This window comes from Pseudomonas sp. IzPS59, from assembly GCF_014863505.1.
GTDB classification, from domain to species: Bacteria; Pseudomonadota; Gammaproteobacteria; order Pseudomonadales; family Pseudomonadaceae; genus Aquipseudomonas; species Aquipseudomonas kribbensis.
On record NZ_CP062251.1, the window covers coordinates 2,652,270 to 2,676,532 of the forward strand.

Here is a 24,263-nt window from a genome sequence, read left to right on the forward strand (position 1 = left end):
AGCACCTTCGGGTGCTTTTTTGTTTTTAAGATGGAGGCCTGTTAGAAGGAGCGCTGCAATGGATCTGAAGTTCAGTCACGTCGATGTTCTGGTCAACAACCTCGAGGAAGCCTGCGCCTACTATGCGCAGATCCTGCAAGCCAGAATCTCCAGAACCCTCGTCTGGGAGCGGGGTGGCCTGCACGTTCGCTACGCGGTTGCGCTGATCGGCCAGGAGCGTTTCATGCTGGTCCAGCCATTGGCGGGCAATCTCAAGGAACTGCTGGATTCCTCGGGGGAGGGGATGATCTACCGTCACTGCTATTCGACACCGGACATCGAGAAAGCCTACGACGAACTGGTGATCGCCGGCGTGCAGCCAGAAGACGAAAACGGCCAGCCACTGGAACGCGCCAACCTGCAGTCACCTTCTGGAGGGCGCATCATCTGGCTGCCCAAGCGCTTCGGGCATTTTTCTATCGAGATTCTGGAAGAGCAGACGCTTGAGGCGTTCATCGCGTCTGCGTTTGCCTGATTCTTTAATGGGGACAGATTTATTTTTAGAATAAATCTGTCCCCATTTGAGGTCTTGGAATTGGCCAGTGTGCCCTCATAACAAGGGTTACCTCCAACATCCCCGAAGGGAAGGACAGACCATGACCAGCCAAACCGAAACTGCCATCCTCGCCGGCGGCTGCTTCTGGGGTATGCAGGACCTGCTGCGGCGCTACCCCGGTGTCCTCAAGACGCGCGTCGGTTACACCGGCGGCGATGTGCCGAATGCGACCTACCGTAATCATGGCAACCACGCCGAGGCCATCGAGATCGTGTTCGACCCCGCTGTTATCAGCTATCGGCAGATCCTCGAGTTCTTCTTTCAGATACACGACCCGACCACGCCCAACCGTCAGGGCAATGATCTTGGTCCCAGCTATCGCTCGGCGATCTATTACCTCAGCGAACAGCAACGCGACGTCGCCGAAGACACCGCTGCCGATGTCGACGCTTCACGCCTGTGGCCTGGTCGAGTGGTGACCGAAATCGAACCGGCCGGGCCGTTCTGGGAAGCGGAGCCGGAGCACCAGGATTACCTGGAGCGTATTCCGAATGGCTACACCTGCCACTTCATTCGCCCGAACTGGAAGCTTCCGAAGCGCGCCTGAGGTTCCGTAGCGCCAGTGTGAAAGAGGGGAGCCGGTCTGTTCTCTGAAAAACGGACCGGTTCCCCCTTTTTTTGCCTTCAGTCCAGAAAGGTAGCTAAGCAAATTAGCTATATGTTAGTTTCGCGTCCTCACCACAACCCGCCGGGACTGACCCTACACATGACATCGCCTTCATCACCGTCCGATCCGTCCGAAGATCCCCGCAACCTGCAGATCGCCAGTGATGTCGTCGGCCAGCAGTTGCAACAGATCGCCATCCTCACGCGCAAGGCCGCCAGTGATTTGGGCGCGGTTCTGGGCATCAATCAGACCGATGTCGCGGCGCTGGAGCATCTGATCGCGGATGGACCTCTGCCGCCGACCGAGCTTGCTGTGCGCCTTTCCGTAACCACAGCAGGCATCACGCAGGTCATCGATCGACTGGAACGCGCCGGGCATGTGGTCCGCGAGCGGCAGCTCAATGACAAGCGCCGGGTGCTGGTGTGTCCGGTTCCGGAATCGGTGGCGCAGGCCTATCGGCATATCGCGCCGATGCTCAATGGCCTGAGCGCCGTGCTCGGAGCCCTCGATGGCGAGGATCGCGCCGTGGTTGAAGCCTTCCTGGGGCAAGTGATCGAGGTCTATCGCACCACGTTGCCGGGCAGCGCTGTGGCCACCTCTGAAAACCGGGACGCGTGATGAATCCCAAAAAAGTACTGGTGACCGGCGCAAGCATTGCCGGACCTGCGTTGGCCTATTGGCTGTCCCGGCAGGGTATGGACGTCACGGTGGTGGAGAGGGCGCCTGCGTTTCGTGATGGCGGACAGACGATTGACGTGCGGGGCGCCGGGCGTGAGGTCGTCCGGCGCATGGGCCTGGAAGATTTGATTCGGGCGCACACGACCCAGGAACAGGGCATCGCCTTCGTTGACCGGAACAACCGGACCAAGGCGTTTCTGGGCGTCGATGCGTTCGACGGTGAGGGGCCGATTGCCGAACTGGAGATCCTGCGGGGTGAGCTCGCCAAACTGCTCATCCAGCACAGCCAGGACCGTGTCCTGTACCGATTCGGCGATAGTGTTGAAGCCATGGAGGACGATGGCGAGCAGGTTCACGTTCGCTTCGAACAGGGTAGCGAGCAGGTTTACGATCTGGTGATCGTGGCGGAAGGGATTGGTTCGACGACCCGCAACCGGGTGTTCGGCAACGAGGTCCAGCGTCGTCCTCTCAATCTGTATACGGCTTACTTCACCGTGCCTCGACAGCCGAACGATGGCCAGGTCATGCGCTGGCACAACCTTCCGGGTGGTCGCTGTGTCTGCTTGCGGCCGGACAATCTGGGCACCACCCGCGCGTTTCTGTCTTTTCAGCAGGCGCCGTGTGGATACGAAAAACTCGCGCAGGACGAACAGAAATCCTTGCTCAGGCAAATATTCGCCGACGCCGGTTGGGAGACACCCCGCGTGCTGGCAGCACTGGAAGATGCCACCGACCTTTATCTGGACGCGGTGGGGCAGGTCAAAATGCCTCGTTGGTCCAAGGGGCGCATCGCGCTGGTCGGGGACGCGGCTTACTGCGCATCGCCCATCAGCGGCATGGGCACCAGCCTGGGCCTGTGCGGCGCCTATGTGCTGGCCGGTGAACTGGGGCGTCATGCCGACCATACCCAGGCGTTCGCGGCGTATGAAAAACGGATGCGGCCCTTCGTCGCCCAAGCGCAAAGCGTGCCCGGCTTCGCCCCCAGACTGGCCTCGCCGCATTCGCGCCTTGGCATCACCCTTGGCCACGCGGTGTTGAGACTGGCGAGTGCGCCGGGGCTCAAGCGCCTGTTCCGGAAGATCCTTTCGCCGAAGGCAGAAGCTATCGAATTGCCGGAGTATGGCGATCGGCAGTGATTCAATGGGGACTGATTCAATGGGGACAGATTTATTATCAAAAAATAAATCTGTCCCCATTTTGTTTAGAATTGCGCCGCCTGCAGTTCTGCAGGTTTGCCATGGAAAGCAGCCTGACGAACCTGCACCAGACAATCGGCTTCCACAAATTGAACAAGGACAAAGGCTCATGGGTATGAGAACGGCTGCGTTGGTTTTGTTGCTTGCAACGTCACTGACCGCCTGTGGAGGAAGCAAGGACAAGGCCAGGGAACTGGTCGATATCAGTGGCGCCTTCAAGGAGCATTACGATGAGGTGGTGGAAACCACAATGCGAGATTACTCGCCACGTTACATGGCGGTGATGGACGAAGAAATCCGCGAGGTTGTGGAAGACAAGGTTCCCTTCGACGAGATCAGAAACCTGCGGATCGATACCCTGGCGGCTCAATTGCAGCCGGATGAACTCAATGCGGCGATTCGTGCCCACGATAACCCCGCGCAGAGCAAAGATATTTTGAATAACACGCCTGAGGGCCGCGCCTTTCTGGACAAGATTTTCGACGCTGAAGACACCGTCGAAAATACCTTCCAGGCTCTGTTGAAGGAGCGTGAACCAGCCATCCTTGAAGCGCTGGACAAGATCAATAACAAGAGGCTGAATGGATAGGTGTCCTGACGCTCTACGCTTGAGATTCAATGGGGACAGATTTATTTCGAGAGGCAGCTTCTATCTCCAACGTCAGCGGGTCATAAAGCTACGAATCGCCTGAGTGGTTTCCACCGGCGCTTCTTCCATCAGCCAATGGCCCGCGCCGGCGATCACCACTTCGGTGACGTTGTCGGCGGCGTTGCGCATCACGATGGCTTCGTTGTTGCCGAAGGATTTCTCGCCACCGACGGCCAGGACCGGCATCGTCAGCCTGTTCTTTGACGACGCTTCGTTGTCCACCGCGTCCTGGCGAATGGCGCGGAACTGGGCGAAGGCCGCGTGCATCGCACCGGGGCGGGCGTAGAGTTTTGCGTAGTGCTGGCGGGTGGCTTCGTCGACTTTTTTCGGATTGCCGGCGAACTCGTTCCAGAACCGGTCCAGGTAGATGCGCTCACGGCCGGCGACCAGTCGCTCCATGTCCGGGCCTCCAAAATCGAAGTGCCAGAGCATCGGCGAACGCACGATGTCATTCCACGGCGCAATGCCCGGAACAGGCGCATCCATCACCACCAAGCGGTCGGTCTGTTGCGGATACCGCGAGGCATACGCGAACGCGACCATGGTGCCGATGTCGTGACCGATGACGACCGAATGTTCGATGCCCAGCGAGGCGAGTACGGCGCGGACGTCTCCCGCCTGGGTCTTCTTGTCATAGCCACTGTCGGGAATCGACGACAGCCCCATGCCGCGCAGATCAGGAATCACCACGGTGTGATCCTTCGCCAGATCGGTGGCGAGTGGCACCCACATGTCCCCGGTATCACCAAAACCATGCAACAGCACCACGGCCGGGCCCTTGCCGCCGATACGCGTGTGGATCTCCGCGCCGTCCACGGGAATGTCTTGGGTGCGGAAGGACGCGGGGAACGGTTTTACGTCAGCATGTGCCGGAGCACTCAGGGCCACCAGCAAGGAAGCGGTCAGCAAGGCTCGGATCATTACGGAGACTCCAGAGGAGGTAGTGGATGGAGCGTAGACCGCTTTTAGAACCCCGCCTTTTAGCGTTGAGTGTTTTGCACGGGAGTTTGCCTCTGGCTGACTTGAGGTGTGGTGCAAAGCCTGTCGAGAAAGGTCGAAACCTGCCGTTTGCCACGCAGATGCACTACCGGGATGTCTGGCTCGATTGATTGACGTACGTTATCGATACCCGGGCGGTAATCCCGGTCAAAGGTCCATACGAACTTCAGAAACGTCAGGAATTTTCTGTCGATTTTCTCTCTGCAGCCTGTCGCGAGATCCGGGCGAGGGCGGTTCATGATGCTGCGCCGAATTACGCGGGCGAAGCAGGTGAGTCGCGGCGTATCGAGCCAGATAATCAGGTCGGCACGGGGCAGGCGCAGGTCGAAGGTTCGCCGGGCATAGTTGCCTTCACACACCCATGAATCTGCTTTGATTGCTTCGCGGACCCGTGTGCGGAACTGCTCCGCGTCGGGCTCGACCCAGCCTGGTTCCCAGAACAAGGTGTCCAGGTGAACCACGGGAAGGTTCAGGCGCCGGCCTAGGGCGCGGGCGAGGGTGGATTTGCCGCTGCCGGCGTTGCCCAGAATCACAATCCGTTGCATGGGGACGTCCTGTCGAAAAAAGCCGGCAATTGTGCAGGCTCCGGGTGTTCAATCAAAGCGGATTCAGTCGTATTTCTTGCCTGACCCGTCGATATCAGGGAAGCTCCCGCGAATCTGTCTCGGGAAGTCGGCTGGACGATCGAATCGTTAGGGAAGCGTTGCATGGCGTTCAAGGTGTTGGTGGTCGGTGGGTATGGAAACTTCGGCAGCATCGTCTGCCGGCATCTGGCGTCGATGCCCGATGTTGATCTGGCGATCTCGGGTCGTGATCCGCACAAGTTGCTGCGCAAGGTCGAGGCGTTGCAAGCCGCTTCAGGAAAAACCTGCGTCAGTTGGTGCGGCGATGCCATGGGGCCAGGGTTTCAGTCTGCATTGGACTCGATGGGCATTGAGCTGGTCATCCACACCGGAGGCCCGTTTCAGGGGCAGTCCTATGCTGTTGCCGAAAGCTGCATCGAGGCCGGTGTGAGCTATTGCGATCTGTCCGACTGCCGAACCTTCGTCAACGGTATTGCTGTACTCGATGCGCGCGCGAAAGCGGCGGGCGTGGCGATTCTCAGTGGTTGCAGTTCAGTGCCGACCCTGTCTTCGGCCATCATCGATCAGCAGCGGTATCGCTTCCAGCGTATCGACTCGATCGAGCATGGCATTTCCTCTTCCGCGAAGATGCCGGGGCTGTCTACTGTCGAAGGTGTGCTTGCCTACGCGGGCAAGCCGATCAAGCAGCTCAAGGATGGCCGGGTTCACGAGGTGCCGGGCTGGCAGGATTTGACGCTGCGCAAGATGCCGCACCTGGGCACCCGCTTGCTGGCCAACGTCGACGTGCCGGACATGGACATTTTCGCCGGTCGTTACGGTGCCCGGACCTTGAGCTTCAAGGCGGGTGCAGGTTTGAAACTTGGTGGTGTCGCAAATGCCTTGTTCGCCCAGGCCCAGAAGATCGGGCTGATTCGGGATCATGCGCCCTGGGCTGCGCGACTGCATCGCCTTGGCACCTGGTTCGAGCGACTCGGCGACGGCAAAAGCGCGATGTACATCGACGTGCAAGGTCTCGGGGTTGAAGGACAACCGCTGTCCATGACCGCTCAGCTGACGGCGTGGAACGACAAGGGCCCGGAAATCCCGAGCTGCGCCGCTGTTGCCCTGGCCACCAAAATGGCCCAAGGCTATGTGCCTGAACCCGGCGCCCGGCCTTGCGTGGGCGAAATCACCGTCGACGAATACATGGCCGCGATCAACGACCCTGAAAATCTGAGCCTGTCCGTGCGTTTCTCTGACGGGCAGCGCTGACCATGCTTTACCTGTATCTCAAGTACATTCATGTGATCGCCGCGGTTTTCCTGTTCGGGTTCGGCATGGGGTCTTACCTTTACCTGATCGCCGCCAGCCGCACCGCCAACCCTCAGGTGATCGCTCTCGTGGCGAAAATGGTCGTGCGCTTCGACGCCTGGATCACTACCCCGGCAGGCTTCATTCAGATCGCATCGGGCTATGGGCTGATCAAGCTGGCCGGCCTGCCGTTGACCACGGAATGGGTGCTGACGTCGTTGATCATCTTTCTTTGTGTGGGATCGCTCTGGCTGCCGGTGCTGGTGCTTCAGAAGCGCCTGTACGTGATGGCTTCGAGTGCGAACGAGACCGGAGGAGGGCTCGCGGACGAGTTCCGGTCGGTGTACCAGAAATGGTTCTGGATGGGGGTGGCCGGTTTTCTGGGGATGTTCGTGATCGTCTTGATGATGGTGACGAAGATGACGCCCGTGCAGGTGCTAGGCCTCTTGCTGTAGCGAAGCCTTCAGAAAGCGTTGTTCATGATCGGGGTCAGGCAGAAGACAGGTGTCATATTGTCCAAACAGCCGATAACGATTCCGTGCAATACGATCGTAGGCCCAGTTCCGAAGCCCGCGCGGAAAAATACGCAAGCATTGCAATGGACGCCAGCGGGCGGGCAGTTGGGCAACTACTTCGAAAAAGGCGTCGGAGCGCTCCCAATAGTGTCGGTCGCGGATGACCGCCATGGTGTCGAACTGATCGAGGGGTAAATCTGCCCAGGCGAGCAGCGCCTGCCCTTCGGGAGACTGCACCGCTGCCAGCCGGACTCGCTGATGGCGGTCATGGCGAATCAGGAATTTCGCCCAGCCATTGCACAACTTGCAGACGCCATCGAACAACACCACCGTCTCGCCGGGTTTCAGCAGGGGAGCCGGTGACGGGCGAATCCGGGAAACGGGCATAGACATCGGTCCATAGAGGCCTGGTTTCCCGGATCATATCCTTAAACAGTCACGACAATCTTTCCGACCTGCTGGTTGGCTTCAAGAAAGCGATGCGCCTCTTGAATGTCCTCGAGGGCGAACGTCTTCGCGATGATCGGTTGCAACGCTCCCGATGCGAGACCGTCGGAAATGAAGGTCTTGGCTCGGGCCAGAGCCGCTGGATCCGCGACGACCTCCGCGTAGAGGTAGCCCTTGAGGGTCAGGCATTTGCCCAGCACGGTGAACAGCGGGAACGGCGTAGGCTCTGGGCTCAAGGCACCGTACTCAAGCAGAATGCCGCCTCTGGCCATGCTCTGGGTGAGCTGTTCGAACCCGGGGCCGCCGATCGGATCGAACACCACGCGTGCGCCCCGGCCATCGGTCAGGGCCATGACGGCGGCGACGATATCCTCTTCATCGCTGACGATGACGTGCGCGGCGCCGGCATCCAGCAAGGCTTGCTTCTTGGTGCGGGTGCGGGTCACGGCAATCGAAGTCGCGCCGACCATTCGGGCAATCTGGAAGGCCGCCAGGCCGACGCTGCTGGAGGCGGCAGTGACCAGCACAAAATCATTCTTCGTCAGTTTGGCCTGTTCGACGAGCGCGCCCCACGCGGTGACGTATTGCATCCAGGAAGCGGCGGCCTGTTCGAAGGACAGGTTCGACGGGTGTTTTACCGTCAGCTCGGCGGGTACGTTGGCCAGTTCGCCGTAGGTGCCCCATTTGGCGATGTCCAGCGGCGGAATCAGGCTGACCGCATCGCCGACCTTGAACTCGCTGACGCCGGCACCGACGGCAGCCACCACCCCGGCCGCTTCATAACCGAGGCGGCTGGGAAATTGCGCTTCCTGCAGATAGGCGTGATTGCGGAACATGACCTCGGCCCGATTCAGTCCGAAGGCCTTGACCTCGATTTGCACCTCGCCGGATGCCGGCGCCGGTACATCGACCGATTCCAGTTTCAAAACGCTTGCGTCGCCGTATTCATGAATCCTGACAATGCGTGCCATGGTTACCTCTTCTGTGATCAATGAGGCCGGTGTGGCCGGCCTTAGTTCGAGTAAAAAAAACGCGCCTGTTGCCGTTGTGCGCGTCGTTTCCATGGCCGCCAATTTAGGCTTTGGCCCCGGTCGGATAAAGACCTACGATAGCGCAACACTAGAAACGCAGGGTTTCCAATGGATCGCCTCACATTGATGGCCGTCTTCGTCAAAGCGGTGGAACTTGGCTCCTTCAGCGCGGTGGCCGATGAGCTTAATCTGTCCCCGCAACTGGTCGGCAAACAGGTCAAGATGCTCGAGCAGCATCTGGGTGTCTCGCTGCTCAATCGCACGACCCGCAAACAGAGCCTGACCGACTTCGGCCGCACGTTCTATCAACGGGCGAAGCTGATCCTGGCCGACATGGACGCCGCCGAAGAAATGGCCGCGATGACCCGAGGCGTGCCCAGTGGCCGACTCAGAATCAACGCACCGGTCACCTTTGGCGTCAGCACGCTGGCGCCTCGACTGCTGGAGTACATGGTCAGGTATCCGCAGGTGTCGGTGGATCTGACCTTGTCCAATGAACTCGTTGACCTGCTGGAGGGCGGGTATGACGTGGTGTTTCGAATCGGTGAACTGTCTGACAGCGGTCTTAAGGCATTACCGCTCAAACCCTATCAAATGGTTTTGTGTGCAGCGCCTGCCTATCTGGCCAGGCGTCCACCGATTACGACTCCGCTGGATTTGCAGGAACATGAATGCCTGGCGTTCGCCTATTCCGACGGTCGTTCCCACATTCGCCTCGAAGGGCCGGACGGTTGCATCGACGTGCCGATTAAAAGCAGATTGACGATCAATCAGGCCGACCCGTTGCTGTCGGCAGCGGTGGCCGGGCTGGGTGTGGTGCTGTTGCCGTTGGAGCTGGTCAAGGATGCGCTGAGAAGTGGAACGCTGGTCGGACTGCTGCCGGGTTACAGCGTCCCGGTCTCCCCGATGAATCTTCTGTACGCACCGGACCCTCGGTTGACGCCCAAGCTGCGAAGCTTCGTGGATTTTGCGAGGGCTGTGTTTGGGGCGGGTGCGTGAAAGGGCAGCGAAGCGTGATCAGCTTCCATCGTTCAATTCATTCCGAGCCTGTCAGCAAACCCGGATCGAACGAAGTATTGGCGATCGTTGCCACGTCGGGTTCAGCTTCCCATTCCACGGTGTCACCTGCGATTTCGCGCACGATCCACTGCTGTGGCGCGGTCCACGAGAGTTCGATGTAAGGGCCGCTGAGCGCCTTGCTTGCAATCAACAGCGCGATCTCATCGGCCGGGCCCGGGCACATGCCACCGACGGCCATGGGCACGCGTTCGCCTATCAGACGGGTGAGCAGGCACAGTCGCTCGGCGTGGGAATTGAAGGGAACTCGATGCTCTGCGCCTGCGTTATCCGTCATTTGCAGATAGCCCGACTCGTCCGCTGTCGAATGGATGAGTGCGAGATGAAAGGGTGCCTGGCCCTGGCCTTTTGCATAACGTGATTTGATGACTGCGATTTCCTGAATTGGCGGGTTTGAACGTGTCGGGACACTGGTCAATCCGGATTTGATTTGTCTGCCGCACCGCACCTTGTCATCCAGTCCCAGTTCAGAAAACCTCCGGTGAACGCCAGCAGTTCCTGATCGATCTGGTCGACGGTTGCATTTATCCCGGCTTGGGCCAGATCGTAGGCATCATCGAAGTAGCCGCACAGGGCAAGAGCCTCCGTAAAACTGTCATTGTCCCTCGCCCAGACTTGATACATCCCTTCAGCCAGCGCTCTGGCGAAGCCAGGATTGTCGAGAAGCATTTTGTGCGCGTCGGCCAGAATGTAAGGCAGTAGCTCTGCGGTGGTCCTGGCGGGACGTGCGATTCGTAATAATTGATTCGCGGTGTCGAAACGATTTGATTCGCCCATCAGTGCGAGCTCTATCAGCTCATAGGCAGGGTTCGTCTGGTCCCGGATCTGCGCATCCGCCCACTGCACGATGTCCGGGACGTCAAGTGTACGGAGTTCCAACGCGAGCTTCAGGTAGGCGACTTGTTCGCTCAAGGGCACATCGGATGCAGAAACTGTCATGCGGTTCTCAAATGTTCAGGCGTAGGGTCAGAGTGTTTAACAGGCAAATGATGGGTACGATGCAGATCCATCCCCAACTTCAGGCGTGTTGTTGCGACGCAACCCATTGCTCCCTGGTCAACCCGTAACACTTGCACCAGGCCGGTGTCGTGGACAGCGTCAGCTCGGCATCATACAAGTGCACTGCACCGATCTTCATGGCGGCTTTCTGCGAGCGGATGTTCGACGGGGCGATATGGAGATAGACCGTGTCGTACGCCTTGAAGGCGTGTTCCAGCATCAGTTGCTTCAGTTCGCGATTGGTCTCGCCACCCCATTTCGCTCGGACCAGGAAGGTATACCCGATGGCGATACTGTCCGGCAGGTCGGGTGGTGTGTAGTAACTCGACATGCCCAAGATCAGCCCCGTATCGATATCAATGACGACCAGGGTTTTGCTGGTGGCCAGCCGCGCGGCGAAGTACGTTTCGAATACCGGCCGCTCATGGCGGTCGCTGGCGGGGTGGCCTGCCCAGATTTGCGGGTCCGAGGCCGCCAGAAACAGGCCTTCAAAATCGTTTTCGGTCAGAGGCCTGAGCCTCAGCGTGCTCCCGCATAAAACGGGTTGGCAGTCGAAGTCGCGCACTTGAATGGGTTCCTTTCCAGTTGAATCGTGGGAAGGGAACCAGTCTAGAGTCACGGATCCTCAAGAAAAGATCCAATGCGCCTGATATTGATGGAGCCATCGCGCTCAATCTTGATATCTACGGTTTCGACGCTTGAATCGCTGCTTCAAGCAAAGGCCCCGTGATCAGCCGTGCCTTGTAATCGCTGACGAAATAATTGATTCGATTGGCCAGGTACTGAATGGACAGCCAACCCAGGCCGTGGTGATCGCGCAACTCATCGTCGTTGAGTTTGATCAGAGCGTCATAACTCACAAAAGACGCTTCGCAATTGACGAGCAGATACAGCGATCCGTCTTTAGCCCGCAGAAGGTCCCAGTAGCTGTCGTTCAAGTGATAGGTTGCCGGTGTGAGCTCAAGCAGCTTCATGTGCGTTCCTTGTTAGCGCTGATGGGGCGGCCCCTTTCTTATCGCTAGCTGCAGCTTTTTCCTGATGTTTCCCCACGTGGTTTTTCCATGGGAAGTACTCTACAAAAACCGTGCGATTGACTTCCCCGGATTCACCCACCTGAAACCCGGCCATTTGTTGCAGGTCGAGTTGCAGGCACTGATCCGCAAGTGCCTTTTGTAACGCGGGATCCGGGTGAAAGGACTCTGGACGGGAATAGCTTTTCTCAAGCGTCACATCGCAACGCGCAATCTGGCCTTTCGCGTTAGCCGTGAATTCAAAACGGGCTATGCCGAACGCGTTGATTGAGTGCCCGGCCAGCAAGTTGTCCCAGAAAAAGCGGCTTGCAAGACCAGCCTTCCGGTGTCCCAGGTCGTAATCGGAAATGGATGAAACATCGTCCTGGGCGATCAATGGCGCGATGATCTCAAGGGAGCCATCGACCGGGCTCTGGAGACCTTCCGGGATGGTTGACCAGATCTTGCTCCAGCACACATCGGTGACCAGATTGGCGAAGTCGGCTGGGGAATCCGGCTCAGTTGACCGCGCCTCGCAGAGCAATACGTCACCTTGCCGGCTGAGCTTCATCCGCAACTTAACGCTGCCTCGCAGGCCTTCGCTATTCGCCAGAAACACTTTCTCGGCCAAGGTGTTACGTAAAACCCTGATATAGCGCCTTGCCTCCATCGCGTTGATTTCTTTTGAAGTCATATACGTTGGAGCGGACTTGCCACCACTGTCCATCCAGGCATTGATTCGCTGGTCAGTGGTCAGTTGGTGACAGCCAGAAAGGGAAGCCAGGCCTGTCAGGAAAAGCAGCGGCGAGATCAGCCGACAATCGATCCATGATTTCAATGTATTGCTGATCACTCATCTGTTCCTTGAAAAAACGAGGCGCCATTCTGCCTTGAAGCCAGACCGCCGTACATTTGCAATGCACATCTCGATTGATCGCAAGAATCAAACCGGACTCGGCCGCAGTTCGTGCACCAGATCAATCAGCGCACGCAACCGAGCCGGCACGAAGCGATGGCCCGAGTAGTAAAGCCTTAATCCGCCAAACGACGGACACCACGGCATCAGCACCGGCACCAGTGCGCCGCTGGCCAGCTCTTCCTGGATGAACCACTCGGAAATGAAACCGATGCCCAGGCCCAGCACCACGGCCTGTTTGATCGCCAGCAATTCGTTGAACACGAAGCGCGTCGGCAGATCCATCTGCAATTTCTCGCCGTCGCGTTCCAGCTCCCAGTGATAGAGACCGCCGTGGGCCATGCGCATGCCGATGCTCTGGTGGGTGAGCAGATCCCGTGGGTGTTCGGGCACGCCGTGGCGTTCGAGGTACTCCGGCGTTGCCACCATGAGCATCCGGATGTCGCCTGACAGCGCCACCGCAATCATGTCTTGCGGCACGGACTCTGCCAGGCGGATCCCGGCGTCGAAGCCCCCGGCGACGATGTCGACCATGCTGGCCTCACTGACGACGTCGATGCGCACGTCGGGATATCGTCGGGCGTACTGATTGAGCAGCGGCTCCAGCAGCAGATACGCCGCGCCGTGCGGTGCGTTGATGCGCAGTGTGCCGCTGGGTTCGTCGAGACCGACGCTGGCCTCTTCGCCGGCACTCTTGATCTGCGCCAGGGCCGGGGCGATGCGCTCCACATAGCGCTGCCCGATATCGGTGAGGGCAACGCTGCGTGTGGAGCGATTGAACAGACGCACCTTCAGGCGCGCTTCGAGGCCGGCCACCGCGCTGCTCACCGCCGTGGTGGACATGCCCAGTTCCTGTGCCGCGCCACGAAAACTGTTGCGCCGGGCGACGGCCAGTACCACTTCCAGTTCGGTCATTCCAGTTCTGTGCATGGATTGTCCTGAAAATAGGGATGCTTCATCAGTCAAAGGATAGCTTATCGGAACAATCAACCCTTCTTAGACTTCGCTTCATCGAGGCTCGCTTCAAGCGGGTCAATCTCAGCGAGGAGTTGCCATGCAGCGCATTGAACACATCTACATCAACGGCGAGTACGTTCTCCCACATGGTCAGGAGTGGTTCGACCTCCATAACCCGAGCACCGAAGAAGTCATCGGTCAGGTTCGACTGGGCGATGCACTTGACGCCCAGCGCGCCATCGCCGCCGCCAAGGCTGCGTTCCCGGCCTGGTCCCGTACCACGCGCGAGGAGCGTATTGCCGCCCTGCAACGCATGCACAAGGCCGTGGCGGCCAGAGAGGAAGAATTGCTGGAAGCCATCCTTGAGGAGTACGGCTCGCCTGCGGTTCGCGGGCGCTGGATGGCGACGTACCCGGCAGATGTGATTGCGCAAGCGATCGAGGCGCTGGAGGCGTTTGACTTCGAAGAGCAGGCCGGCATGGCCAAGGTCATTCTGACGCCCGTGGGCGTGACCGGGCTGATCACGCCGTGGAACAGCAATGCCGGCTTCATCTGCAACAAACTGGCTACCGCACTGGCGGCAGGTTGCACTGCCGTCATCAAGCCCAGCGAGATGAGCGCGTTGCAGACGCAGGTCGTGATCCGGGCGTTGCACGAAGCAGGGCTGCCACCGGGGGTCTTCAACATCGTCAACGGGCGGGGTGACGTGGTTGGGGAGGAGATCGCCCGGCATCCAGACGTGGCCAAGATCTCGTTCACGGGGTCGTCCGCGGTCGGTCAGCATCTGGTCAGAACCGGTGCCGATACTCTAAAGCGCGTGACCCTGGAACTCGGCGGCAAGTCACCGACCGTAGTACTCGATGATGCGGATTTCGAGGCGGTCATGCCGCTGGCACTGCACGCCGGATTTCTCAACAGCGGCCAGGCCTGCATCGCGGGCACTCGCATTCTTGTCCCGCGTTCACGGCTCGCGGAGTTCGAGCAGGTCGCGAAGGAGGGCGTCGCACAGTTTCAATCGGGCGATCCACGCAACGCCGACACCGATATCGGCCCGATGGTCAGCCAGAAACAATGGGAGCGGGTGCAGCGTTATATCCGTATCGGCCAGGAGGAGGGCGCTAGGTTGCTGGCGGGTGGCGAAGGTCGACCTGAAGGCCTGCACGCCGGATGGTTCGTCAAACCCACGATCTTCACCGATGCCAACAATCAGATGCGTATCGCGCGAGAAGAAATCTTCGGGCCAGTGCTGACGATCATCCCTTACGAAGACGACGCCGATGCGATCCGCATTGCCAACGATACGGACTATGGGCTGAGCGCCCTGGTGCTGGGCCAGAACTCCGAACGTTGTGTGAACGTCGCCCGTCAGATCGATTCGGGACGCGTGCTCATCAACACTCTGGCCCACGAACCGCGCGCTCCTTTTGGTGGATTCAAACACTCGGGGCTGGGGCGCGAAATGGGCAAGTGGGGGATGAGTGCGTATCTGGAGCCGAAGACGTTGATCGCGGAGGCTCCGAAACCTGTTCGCGAAGACTGACCGATATCTCTATCACGCAGACTCATCCGCCGAGCACCAACGATTGCGCCCCAGCCGCTTCGCCTGATACAGGCAGGTATCCGCCGACTTCAGCAGCATGGCTGGCGTCACCGCGTCGTCAACCGGGTGACGGGTCGCAATGCCGGCGCTGGCCGTGACGTACCCGAGGGGATGCCCGGAGTGTTCCAGTTCCAGCGAGCGGATGGCTTGCAGGATGTCCTCGGCGACCTGGATGGCGCCGGCGTTTTCGGTGTTGGGCAGCAGCACGGTGAATTCTTCGCCACCGTAGCGCACGGCGAGGTCACCGGGGCGTTTGACCGCTTGCTGGATCGCGCGTCCGACGGCGTTGAGGCAGTCGTCGCCGGCGGCGTGGCCGTAGCGGTCGTTGTAGCGTTTGAAGTGGTCGACATCGAGCATGATCAACGACAGCGACGAACCCTGGCGCCGGGCCAGGCGAATCTCGTCCGCCAGCGCATTGTCCAGGCGCCGACGGTTGCCAAGGCCGGTGAGGCTGTCGGTCAGTGCCATGTCGCGCATGGCCTGGTGGGCGGAACGGATTTCCCGTTCCATCGCAATCCGCTGGCGCAACTGGCTCAGTACGATCAGTCCGAAACCGGCGAGGACCAGAATCAGGAAAATCAGCACGAAGCCGTTTTTCAGCAAGTCCCGACGCCAGGGTGCAGTGATGGAGTCCTTCGACAGGCCGGCTTCGACCACCAGCGGATAGGTGGTCAGGGCGCGATAGCCATACAGGCGCTCGGTGTCATCGACCACCGCCCGGATCTGGGCAATGCCTTCGTTGGAGGCGGGCAGGTAGGTCTTGAAGATTTCGCTGTTCGCCAGGCTTTTGCCCACCACGGAGGCGATGAAAGGGCGGCGAACCAGAATCGTGCCGTCACGCATGGCCAGCACCAGCGCGCCTTTGTCATCGATCCGGAAATCGCCGTAATAGTCGACGAAGTAACTGACCTTGACCGTCCCCAGCAGCACGCCGGCGAACGAGCCATCGGGGTTGTTCAAGCGGCGGGAGATGGGAATGATCAGGTCATGGGTGGAGCGGCTCTCGACCACCTGGCCGATGCGCACTTGCCGATCCTCATGGGTGCGGTGGTACTCGAAATAATCGCGGTCGGCATTGTTGGCCATTTCCGGGGTGACTTCTTTGTCGGTCACGATCCAGTGGCCGTCCGGGCCGTAGATGAACAGGCCGTGCAACTGCGGCATGATTTTCGATTGCTGCACCAGCAGCTTGTGAATGCGCGGGACATCGAGGTTCTGCAGACCGTCACCTTCGACGCGCTCGGCCAGCCCGGCGGTGACCACATCGACCTGCCGAATCGTGTCCTCGGCGTGCTGGGCCGTGGCGCGGGCCAGGTTGGTCACCGAATCGCGCGCGGATGCAAAGACCGAGCGATAGTCACGCCACGTCCGCCAGCTCTCGACCGCCAGAAACGCCACGACCACCACCAGCATGAAGCTGACGGTCAGCCGAAAGGTCGAACCGGCCTTCATCGCTTTGCCGGCGGGGCGTCGCGTGTCGTTCGCCGTGGGCGCTTGTGTGTTGCGTCCGAGCATCAACTTTTCCCTGGATGTCGTTCTGAACGTATTGCTGGCGAACATTATGACAAGGATCGGCGGGAAGGTCGGGACCGCTGTGCGATTGAGCCCCGGATTGAGTGGATTGTCTCGTTTGGGTTGACGGTAAAACGCTTTGCAGGTGATTTATCGCTTTCAGGCGAGTCATTAATCTGTGCCCATCTTGAACGCAAGCGAACTTCCACAACTAAAAAGGGATTCAACATGAGCACTGCAACCTACAACCGCCTGAACAAAGACGACGCCGTGGTTCTGCTGGTCGATCACCAGACCGGTCTGATTTCGCTGGTCCAGGACTTCTCGCCGAACGAGTTCAAGAACAACGTGCTGGCACTGGCCGACCTAGCCAAATTCTTCGAGCTGCCGACCATTCTCACCACCAGTTTCGAGCAAGGCCCGAACGGCCCGCTGGTGCCGGAACTCAAGGAAATGTTCCCGGATGCGCCGTACATTGCCCGCCCGGGCCAGATCAACGCCTGGGACAACGAAGACTTCGTCAAGGCCATCAAGGCCACCGGCCGCAAGCAGATCATCATTGCCGGTGTCGTGACCGACGTGTGCGTGGCGTTCCCGACCTTGTCGGCACTGGCGGAAGGGTTTGACGTGTTCGTGGTGACCGATGCTTCCGGCACTTTCAACACCACCGTGCAACAGGCCGCATGGAACCGCATGACCCAGGCCGGTGCACAGATGATGAACTGGTTCTCCGTGGCCTGTGAGCTGCACCGCGACTGGCGCAACGATATTGAAGGGCTGGGCAATCTGCTGTCGCAGCGGATTCCCAACTATCGCAATTTGATGAATGGGTATGCGGCGCTCACGGCACACCAGAAATAATCCTTCGCGGACAAGAGAAAGCCTGCCCTGAAAAGCAGGCTTTCGTCGTTCATATCGCAATCAAAAAGGCGTCAGTGCCCAGTTCGTCAGAAAATGATGGCATTGCGCCATTTATCTCGCTGATTGTCTTGTGACAGAGCCTTGCGCTCAGGCAGAATCCGCGGCTTCAGTTTCAGGGAAGACCCCCATGATTGCTTCATTGCAGAGCGCAGCTGCGCAAATTCGCCAGGCCGTTCGTGTGGCCACCGAGGGCCTGGTGGGGCGTGAACAGTTGGCCGAGCTGATTGTCCTCGCCGCTGTCGCCCAGGAGCACATTCTGGTGGTCGGGCCGCCGGGCACAGCCAAGAGTGCGGTGGTGCGGCGAGTGGCGCAATCGATGGGGGGGCGCTATTTCGAATACCTGTTGGGCCGCTTCACCGAGCCCTCGGAGCTGTTCGGTGCGGTGGACCTGAAAAAGCTGCGCGAAGGCACGGTAGAAACCGACGTGACCGGCATGCTTCCCGAGGCCGACATCGTGTTTCTGGACGAAGTTTTTCTGGGTTCCACAGCCATTCTCAATACGCTGCTGGGCGTGCTCAACGAACGACGCTTTCGTCGCGGCCACACCCAGATTCAGTGCCCGCTGCGAGTCTGTGTCGGCGCCGCGAACGGACTGCCGGATGACGAAGCGCTGGCTGCGTTCGGTGACCGATTCCTGCTGCACCTGTTTGTCGAGTCAGTACCGGACAATCAACTGGAGGCCATGCTGGCCGGTGGTTGGCAGTCCGAGCAGCGACCGGTTCAGCAACTACTGGGTTTGAGCCAGTTGGACACCCTCGGTCAGGCGCTCAAAAATGTTGATCTCACCCAGGTTCGCCCCGCATTGGCCCAGGCCATTCGCCGTTTGCGTGAGGCCGGCATTCAGTTGTCGGACCGCCGTATCGTCAAATCCCAGCGGTTGATTGCCGCCGCCGCTTTGCTCGGTGGACGTCTGCAAGCCAGCGAAGCGGACCTGTGGCCTTTGTTGTATGTGCTGCCGACCAAAGAAACCCAGCAGCATGGCCGTGAGGTTTTGCGGGAGATCTTCGCGCAGTCCAGCAACAGTCATCTGTTCAGTGCCGTGGAGGAGGCGACCTTGCAGCCGATGTCGCGGCTCAATCGCCTGCTGGAAACGGCGCAGGACTATCTGACGCGCGCCGAGCCGCCATCGAGCCCTCTGCTTGAAGGATTGCTGCGCGAGATCGACGCCAATTTCGACAGCCAGACCATGCCGGCACAATTGCAGGACGTCCGTGGGCAAATGACCCGCCTGATGACGACCGCCGTATGAGTGTCTCGGCCAGGGCCTGGGCCTGGCGTCCACGGTCGTCGCCTGTCGAACCGCAAGCTGCTGTGGCCTGGGGTGATGCCGCGCGACACCTGCATGCCCGATTGCGGTTGATGCCTGTCGAGCAGGCATCACGCCTGCAAGCCACCGCCAATCGCGACATGCTGATGGTTTCGGGAGCGGCCGATGATCTGCCCTGGGTCGACGGCGTGGCATATGCCGCAACGGATGCCCGTGCACCGGGACTCTGGCTTCCCACGCGTTGGGAGCCCGAGGTGCCAATCGATCTGTTGGGACAGGCGTTGTTCAACGCTTTTTCACGTGCGCCGCTGTTGCTCTGGCGCGATCCAACGGTGGTGATTCCCCTTGATCGACAACTGCCGGTGACGGCGCAGCATCTGCAGAAAATCGATGCTTATTGGGCAGGACGCTGATGCAGTTACCCGATTCCTTGCACCCTTGGCGCCAATGGCTGGAATGGTTTGCCCCGGAGCAGATGCCACTGTTCGGCGACCTGCTGGGTCGTCTCGACCCGATCCTTGGCCCATTGCGCGGTCAGCATCAGGGCGGTGTGCCCGAGCCTGATGGCCTGGGTGATTTGCAACGCCGTGGTCCTTATGAGCGTCTGTTGTCCAGCGAGTGGCTGCTGGCAGACGAAGTGCCTGAAGAATTCATGCGTCGCGTGGCTGTTGGGGAGCACCTGTTTCTCGCCCCGCAATACCGCTCCCGGCAGGCCAATCGGCTGATTGTCGTTTTGTTTGACGCCGGCCCCTTGCAGTTGGGGGCCGCGCGCCTGGTGCATCTTGCCTTGCTGATCCTGCTGGCACGCCGCGCCCAAGAGGCCGGTGCAGAGTTACGCTGGGGAATCCTGCAAGAGGCGCCTCGTCTCCATGAACTCGACACTTCGGCGCAACTCAAGCGTCTGCTCAGTGCTCGCACCTATCACACGGTGAGTGACGCGCATTGGCAGGCCTGGTGCGCGTGGCTCGCCGAGCAGCCGGATCAGGCCGGTGAATGCTGGGTCGTCGGCCAGCGTCTACCCAGGACCGACAGTCAGTCTTGTACTCACCGGGTTCAGATACATCGCAGCCTCGAAGGGCAGAGCCTGTCCTTCGAATTACAGGGTGTGACAACCCGACGGGTGTCGCTGCCGATTCCCGAAGAAGGTTCGGCCGTGCGGCTGCTCAGCGGTCAGTTCGAAGCTGAAGTGGTGGCAGCAGCACCGGCAGTCAAGGGCACAGTTCCCCGGGTCGCCCTCAACCTGCCGCCGGTCATCTCCAGTGCCGGTACCCATGTAGCGCTCAAGTTGCTCGATGAAGATGGCATGGTGGTGATAAAGCTGCCGACAGAGCACCAGAAAAAATCGCTGCAAGTGCGCCGCAACCTTTGGAGCTCCGGGCGTGTGCCGCTGGTTGCAACCTTTTCGGGCCGCAACCTCGGCGCGGTGTTGAGCCAGCACGACTGGCTCTGGTTCTGGAAAGTGCCCGGCTTGAGAGCTGTGGAGAAGCCCCCTCGCGAGCAACTGCAATTACCGCCTGGTACCGCCAGACTGCTGCCTGTCGTCTGGCTGAACGGTGGTCGAACCGGCCGCCTGTTCTTGCTGGATACCCAAGGACATCTGGCGTATTGGGAGGCCGCCAGCGGAGAGTCTGCGCCCCGGTCGCCACCCGCGAAAACCCGGCGCTGGGCCGACAACGTGCTGGGTCTGGCCAAGGTCGCCAATGAGACGATGGCGTATGTACGGAGTGACGGCGGTCGGTTGTATGCCCATTCGGTTGGCACCGAAGGCGCTGCATCGTGCGGCCATGTGATCGGCAATGCCGAAGGCGTGAGCCAGGTGCTGTTTGCCGCCAGTCGACTGTGGCACCGGTCCTTCGGTGGTTGTGCGTTGCTCTCGGTCGATAATGGCAAACAGCGTTGGCAGATCATTTCGGCGACAGGTTGCTCGATGCCATCCGAACGAGTCGATCTGGCCCATGGCTGGAAGGGTCTTGGATTGTTGCGTCAGTACAGGGGGGACCCGTACTCGCTGGTCTTGATCGGCCCTGATCAGCAAACCGTTGCTCTGCATAGCGAAGGACAGCAGCGTGTCCTGTTCACCGCTGCCAGTGACATTGTCAAAATCAGCTTCTGCCCCATGAGTGGCCTGGTTGCAGCACTGACCAGCGCACGTGAGTTGCTGGTCTACTCGGTTCCCCAGCGTACCCTGCGCCTGCAGATTTTCTGCAACCAGGTGGCGGCAAAACACAAGGAAGGCGCCGATGCTTGAGCATGACGCAGCATTGATCCGCCGTCCGGTGTTGACCGGGCATCAACAGATTGAAGGGCTTTGGTTTCCTGCCGAACGCTTTGACGAATCCGAGCGTGCGCGCCAGATACTCGATCACTGGCAGACCGGTGCACGAGCCTGCCGCTTCGACGATGGCGACTTGTTGCGTTTTCGTCAGCCGGTATCGGTCCAGTGTGATGCGCTGGTCGGATGGCCGCTGATCCGTCAGGGCCACACCTTGTGTTCTGCGCCACTGACCCCGCAAGAGGTGGCCCGTCTGCCTGCCGCCGATGTCTGGCTGGTGCGCGGCAGCCACGTCAGCGCTCTGCAATTGCGCGATGCAATAACGCTCGCACCGGGTGAGTGGATCGACGTCGGTACTTACACCCTGCTGGACACATTTGATTGCAGCAGCGCATTGCCGGAGCCGGCACCTGAACCTCGTGCGGTTCCTACCGATGTACGGGAAATTCTTGGAGGCGCGCTGGGGCCGGTCAGCCCCGAGCGCGAAGGGGTGATGCGAGCGCTGCTGGAACGCCCGCGCACGGCCGCCAAAAGCCAGCCCGACCAACCCGTAAAACCCTCGAACAGTGCCTGGAAAAGTACTGAAGTGCCGTCATGGCCGTGGCTGAAGCTCGGCGTGACCTTTCTGGTGCTGGTGGCGTTGTTCTGGATGGCGACGCAGGGCCAGAGCAATGGCTTGCCTCCGACGCCGGTGGCCCCGGAGCACTCGGCACCCTCTGATATCGGCGCAGTGGTGCTGGGAACGGTGATCGGCTCGGTACTGTTCACCCTGTTGTTGATGGGCGTACGCAAACTTCTGCGGCCGGTGGAGCCCATATTGCCGGGGGCTGCGCGTTCTTCTCGAGCATCGACGCCGCCACCGACGAAACCACCGATCGCACCGCGCGCCAGACCCGTCAGGCACAAAACCGCAGTCTGGCGTCGCTTGCTGACCCGCCTGACGCAACACTCGCGTCTGTCGGCGCTGTATGGCCGACGTCAGGCCGACTATATGCGCCGGATGCTCGCGATGTTCGAGAATGGCGATCTGGAGGAAGCGCTGCGCCACGCCATTCCATTGGGCGGCGGGCAAGACAGCGTCGAGCAGGCGTTCGGCACCCCGCAGCGTCGTCAGGAGCTGGCAATCAGTCAGAACCAGGGACCGAGTCGTTCGATGCTGTTCGAAGAGGACCTGGAGTCCCACCTGCGGAAAATCTACCGACAGACGTTTGAGCGTCTGGATCGCGAGTTGCGAATCGAAGAGGCGGTGTTTGTCCTCGCCGAACTGCTGAAGGATCGTCAGGAAGCCCTCGATTATCTGGAAAAACACGGTCGTCAGCAGCAGGCCGCCGATCTTGCACTCGCATGGGATATGCCGGCGGCCATGATCGTGCGTCTGCTGAGTCTGGCAGGCAACTGGGAGCGAGCATTACAGGTCGCCCGTCGCGACGATGCCTTCGCTGATGCCGTGCTGATGCTTCAGGAAAAATGGCCGGCAAATGCCGATGCCTTGCGCCTGGAGTGGGCCAAGGCCTTGGTCGAAAAGGGTCTGTGGCTGCAAGCCGTGGAGGTTATCTGGAGTCTGCCTGCCGAGCGTGAGCAGGCCACGCAATGGTTGCTCAATGCCGAAGCTGCCGGAGGACGGCTGGCGATGGGTGCACTGGTCAAGCGGGCCGTGTTGCTGCCCGACACCCTGGTGGCGTACGGGGCATGGATCGAGCAATTGCGGGACGATCCTCAGCGCTCCGCCGAGCGTGCCGCGCTGGCCGAGGCGTTGTTGCAGCAGAAGTCGGAGACCAATGCACTGGCATGGCTCGCCGGCGCCACGGTGCACGCCATCATCGCCGATCAGGCCTGTGACCACGGGCGGTTGACCCGGGATCAGTTGAAGGCGCTGATCAAAATGAGCAAGGACAAACTGCTGCAAGCCGACCTGCCGGAGCAAGCGCTGCCGCGTGCCGCCCGTGTGCCGCTGGAGCGTGTTGCCTCGGCTCTGGAGTGGGAGGCGCCGGATCGGGGCAATTTGCCCATTTTCGATGCGGTGCCGCTGGAGGATGCACGTTATCTGGTGGCCCTCGGGGAGGCCGGAGCGCTGGTCATCGATGCTGCCGGCAAAACCCTTTTCCATTTCCCGATACCGGCGCAGGCGATCGTCCTGGCCCATGGTCGGCAGGTAGCGCTTGCACTGGCGCGGCGCGATAACGTCTGGCGCATCAGCAAACTGGATCTGGTGAACGGCACCGTCAAGGACCTGGGTGTATTGATGCTCGACGTTTTTGCCCGATCATTCGATGGTACGGCGTGGACCATCGGTCGAGGCCAGCAGTTGCGAGTGGTTGACGTTGATCGCGGGTTTGAAACCCTCTGGCAGGTCAGTGATTTGCCGGGTCATATCGTGCGCCTTGAAACGGATGAACAGAACGAATGTCTGTGGCTGTCCGATCCGGAACAGGGTAGCCAGCTTTGGTGTTACCGCCTGCCCGCACGACGTCTGCTGAGTCGGGAGCCAATGCCGGCGATGATTTATCAGAATGGCTTCCAGCTGGTTGATGCCAGCGGTGAAGTCACGGAATTCATGCTTCAGCACAAGGTGGAAGAAGATCCGGTACTCGTTCTGGAACAGCGCAACAGTCGTAAAAACTACCGGCTGCCAGGTTATGTGGATGCGTTTGCTTATGACCCCGTCCTGAGTGTTTATCTCTGCGAGCGTTGGCTGTTGATCGGTTATGGAGCTGCAGGCGACTCAACTCACTGGCAATTCAATCACCGGCAAAGCGATCGCATCTGCGCGACGTTGCAATGGCCGGCGCAAAGCCTGCAAGTGCGTCGCCTAGGAGCCGACTGGTTGCTCTTCGACCGCCAGGGCCGCTTGAGCCATATCAATGTGGATGAGGCCAGCCAGCGCAATATTTCTCTCAATTGATGTCCCGAGCCGAGCAGCGAGTGTCCTATCTGGCTGAACAAAACAAGACTGCTCCTTCTCCATATTTGTATGGATGAACGAGTGGTATCTTGCGGCAACAAAATCCTTGAGACCGAGCTTCACATCTTTTCATTGCTAGCCGACAATGCGCGCTCTGTTCCGGGGTAGTTCAGCGGTAGAACACTCGGCTCTTAACCGGGTGGGCGCTGGTTCGAATCCAGCCCCCGGACCCAATACAA

The 24,263-nt window shown here is 59.9% G+C and carries 25 protein-coding genes and 1 tRNA gene; 15 read left to right on the forward strand and 11 right to left on the reverse strand.

Annotated features, from left to right (window positions below):
* Positions 1 to 58: 58 nt before the first annotated feature.
* The 5 genes from IF189_RS11785 (at position 59) to IF189_RS11805 (ending at position 3,665) form a co-directional block, all read left to right on the forward strand.
* The gene (locus IF189_RS11785) at positions 59 to 514 is read left to right on the forward strand and encodes a VOC family protein (RefSeq protein WP_192553358.1); all 456 of its coding nucleotides are present in this window, start codon (positions 59 to 61) and stop codon (positions 512 to 514) included.
* A gap of 121 nt (positions 515 to 635) precedes the next feature.
* Positions 636 to 1,142, forward strand: coding sequence for a peptide-methionine (S)-S-oxide reductase MsrA (gene msrA / locus IF189_RS11790; RefSeq protein ID WP_134827171.1), 507 nt, complete (start codon positions 636 to 638; stop codon positions 1,140 to 1,142).
* A 159-nt stretch (positions 1,143 to 1,301) separates the two neighbouring features.
* The gene (locus IF189_RS11795; RefSeq protein ID WP_192553359.1) at positions 1,302 to 1,820 is read left to right on the forward strand and encodes a MarR family winged helix-turn-helix transcriptional regulator; all 519 of its coding nucleotides are present in this window, start codon (positions 1,302 to 1,304) and stop codon (positions 1,818 to 1,820) included.
* Entirely contained in the window at positions 1,820 to 3,016 is a 1,197-nt protein-coding gene (locus IF189_RS11800; protein ID WP_192553360.1) for an FAD-dependent monooxygenase, read from the forward strand. The genes IF189_RS11795 and IF189_RS11800 overlap by 1 nt, the downstream gene beginning before the upstream one ends.
* Complete coding sequence (locus IF189_RS11805) at positions 3,000 to 3,665, forward strand: hypothetical protein (RefSeq protein WP_192553361.1); 666 nt, start codon at positions 3,000 to 3,002, stop codon at positions 3,663 to 3,665. Before IF189_RS11800 ends, IF189_RS11805 begins: the two co-directional genes overlap by 17 nt.
* A 72-nt stretch (positions 3,666 to 3,737) precedes the next feature.
* On the opposite strand, the gene IF189_RS11810 is transcribed toward IF189_RS11805, so the two are convergent.
* Positions 3,738 to 4,646, reverse strand: coding sequence for an alpha/beta fold hydrolase (locus IF189_RS11810; RefSeq protein WP_192553362.1), 909 nt, complete (start codon positions 4,644 to 4,646; stop codon positions 3,738 to 3,740).
* Between the two features lie 59 nt (positions 4,647 to 4,705).
* Positions 4,706 to 5,269, reverse strand: a complete 564-nt coding sequence (locus IF189_RS11815; RefSeq protein ID WP_192553363.1) for an AAA family ATPase — start codon at positions 5,267 to 5,269, stop codon at positions 4,706 to 4,708.
* Positions 5,270 to 5,431: 162 nt separating this feature from the next.
* Here IF189_RS11815 and IF189_RS11820 point away from each other — a divergent pair, with 162 nt between their 5' ends.
* Positions 5,432 to 6,559, forward strand: a complete 1,128-nt coding sequence (locus IF189_RS11820) for a saccharopine dehydrogenase NADP-binding domain-containing protein (protein WP_192553364.1) — start codon at positions 5,432 to 5,434, stop codon at positions 6,557 to 6,559.
* Positions 6,560 to 6,561: 2 nt separating this feature from the next.
* A complete protein-coding gene (locus IF189_RS11825; RefSeq protein WP_192553365.1) occupies positions 6,562 to 7,053 on the forward strand; it encodes a DUF2269 family protein in 492 nt (163 codons plus the stop codon).
* Here IF189_RS11825 and IF189_RS11830 read toward each other — a convergent pair.
* Complete coding sequence (locus tag IF189_RS11830) at positions 7,036 to 7,500, reverse strand: thiol-disulfide oxidoreductase DCC family protein (protein ID WP_192553366.1); 465 nt, start codon at positions 7,498 to 7,500, stop codon at positions 7,036 to 7,038. The genes IF189_RS11825 and IF189_RS11830 overlap by 18 nt on opposite strands.
* A gap of 41 nt (positions 7,501 to 7,541) precedes the next feature.
* Entirely contained in the window at positions 7,542 to 8,531 is a 990-nt protein-coding gene (locus IF189_RS11835) for a zinc-dependent alcohol dehydrogenase family protein (protein ID WP_192553367.1), read from the reverse strand.
* Positions 8,532 to 8,699: 168 nt separating this feature from the next.
* Here IF189_RS11835 and IF189_RS11840 point away from each other — a divergent pair, with 168 nt between their 5' ends.
* Entirely contained in the window at positions 8,700 to 9,590 is an 891-nt protein-coding gene (locus IF189_RS11840; RefSeq protein ID WP_134827164.1) for a LysR family transcriptional regulator, read from the forward strand.
* A 37-nt stretch (positions 9,591 to 9,627) separates the two neighbouring features.
* Here the strand turns inward: IF189_RS11840 and IF189_RS11845 are convergent, their stop codons facing one another.
* The 6 genes from IF189_RS11845 to IF189_RS11870 form a co-directional block, all read right to left on the reverse strand.
* Positions 9,628 to 9,945, reverse strand: a complete 318-nt coding sequence (locus IF189_RS11845) for a hypothetical protein (RefSeq protein WP_225739961.1) — start codon at positions 9,943 to 9,945, stop codon at positions 9,628 to 9,630.
* A 137-nt stretch (positions 9,946 to 10,082) separates the two neighbouring features.
* A complete protein-coding gene (locus IF189_RS11850; protein ID WP_192553368.1) occupies positions 10,083 to 10,607 on the reverse strand; it encodes a hypothetical protein in 525 nt (174 codons plus the stop codon).
* Positions 10,608 to 10,686: 79 nt separating this feature from the next.
* Complete coding sequence (locus IF189_RS11855) at positions 10,687 to 11,232, reverse strand: GNAT family N-acetyltransferase (RefSeq protein ID WP_192553369.1); 546 nt, start codon at positions 11,230 to 11,232, stop codon at positions 10,687 to 10,689.
* 118 nt (positions 11,233 to 11,350) lie between these two features.
* A complete protein-coding gene (locus IF189_RS11860; protein ID WP_134827162.1) occupies positions 11,351 to 11,641 on the reverse strand; it encodes a hypothetical protein in 291 nt (96 codons plus the stop codon).
* A complete protein-coding gene (locus tag IF189_RS11865) occupies positions 11,628 to 12,530 on the reverse strand; it encodes a hypothetical protein (RefSeq protein ID WP_134827161.1) in 903 nt (300 codons plus the stop codon). The genes IF189_RS11860 and IF189_RS11865 overlap by 14 nt, the downstream gene beginning before the upstream one ends.
* A 90-nt stretch (positions 12,531 to 12,620) precedes the next feature.
* Positions 12,621 to 13,523, reverse strand: a complete 903-nt coding sequence (locus IF189_RS11870; RefSeq protein WP_167748767.1) for a LysR family transcriptional regulator — start codon at positions 13,521 to 13,523, stop codon at positions 12,621 to 12,623.
* Between the two features lie 124 nt (positions 13,524 to 13,647).
* Between IF189_RS11870 and IF189_RS11875 the strand changes: the two genes are divergently transcribed.
* Positions 13,648 to 15,090, forward strand: coding sequence for an aldehyde dehydrogenase family protein (locus IF189_RS11875; protein ID WP_192553370.1), 1,443 nt, complete (start codon positions 13,648 to 13,650; stop codon positions 15,088 to 15,090).
* 12 nt (positions 15,091 to 15,102) lie between these two features.
* On the opposite strand, the gene IF189_RS11880 is transcribed toward IF189_RS11875, so the two are convergent.
* Positions 15,103 to 16,665, reverse strand: a complete 1,563-nt coding sequence (locus IF189_RS11880) for a sensor domain-containing diguanylate cyclase (protein WP_134827159.1) — start codon at positions 16,663 to 16,665, stop codon at positions 15,103 to 15,105.
* A 225-nt stretch (positions 16,666 to 16,890) separates the two neighbouring features.
* Between IF189_RS11880 and ycaC the strand changes: the two genes are divergently transcribed.
* The 6 genes from ycaC to IF189_RS11910 all read left to right on the forward strand — a co-directional run bounded on the left by ycaC (position 16,891) and on the right by IF189_RS11910 (position 24,257).
* Entirely contained in the window at positions 16,891 to 17,523 is a 633-nt protein-coding gene (ycaC, locus tag IF189_RS11885) for an isochorismate family cysteine hydrolase YcaC (protein WP_065261269.1), read from the forward strand.
* A 187-nt stretch (positions 17,524 to 17,710) separates the two neighbouring features.
* Entirely contained in the window at positions 17,711 to 18,832 is a 1,122-nt protein-coding gene (locus tag IF189_RS11890; RefSeq protein WP_134827158.1) for an AAA family ATPase, read from the forward strand.
* The gene (locus tag IF189_RS11895; protein ID WP_134827157.1) at positions 18,829 to 19,263 is read left to right on the forward strand and encodes a hypothetical protein; all 435 of its coding nucleotides are present in this window, start codon (positions 18,829 to 18,831) and stop codon (positions 19,261 to 19,263) included. Before IF189_RS11890 ends, IF189_RS11895 begins: the two co-directional genes overlap by 4 nt.
* Positions 19,263 to 21,098 carry a hypothetical protein gene (locus IF189_RS11900; protein ID WP_192553371.1) on the forward strand — a complete coding sequence of 612 codons (1,836 nt, stop codon included), beginning with the start codon at positions 19,263 to 19,265 and terminating at the stop codon, positions 21,096 to 21,098. The genes IF189_RS11895 and IF189_RS11900 overlap by 1 nt, the downstream gene beginning before the upstream one ends.
* Positions 21,091 to 24,024, forward strand: a complete 2,934-nt coding sequence (locus IF189_RS11905; RefSeq protein ID WP_192553372.1) for a bpX6 domain-containing protein — start codon at positions 21,091 to 21,093, stop codon at positions 24,022 to 24,024. The genes IF189_RS11900 and IF189_RS11905 overlap by 8 nt, the downstream gene beginning before the upstream one ends.
* A 158-nt stretch (positions 24,025 to 24,182) precedes the next feature.
* Positions 24,183 to 24,257: transfer RNA gene (locus tag IF189_RS11910), tRNA-Lys, on the forward strand.
* The last annotated feature ends 6 nt before the right edge of the window (positions 24,258 to 24,263 follow it).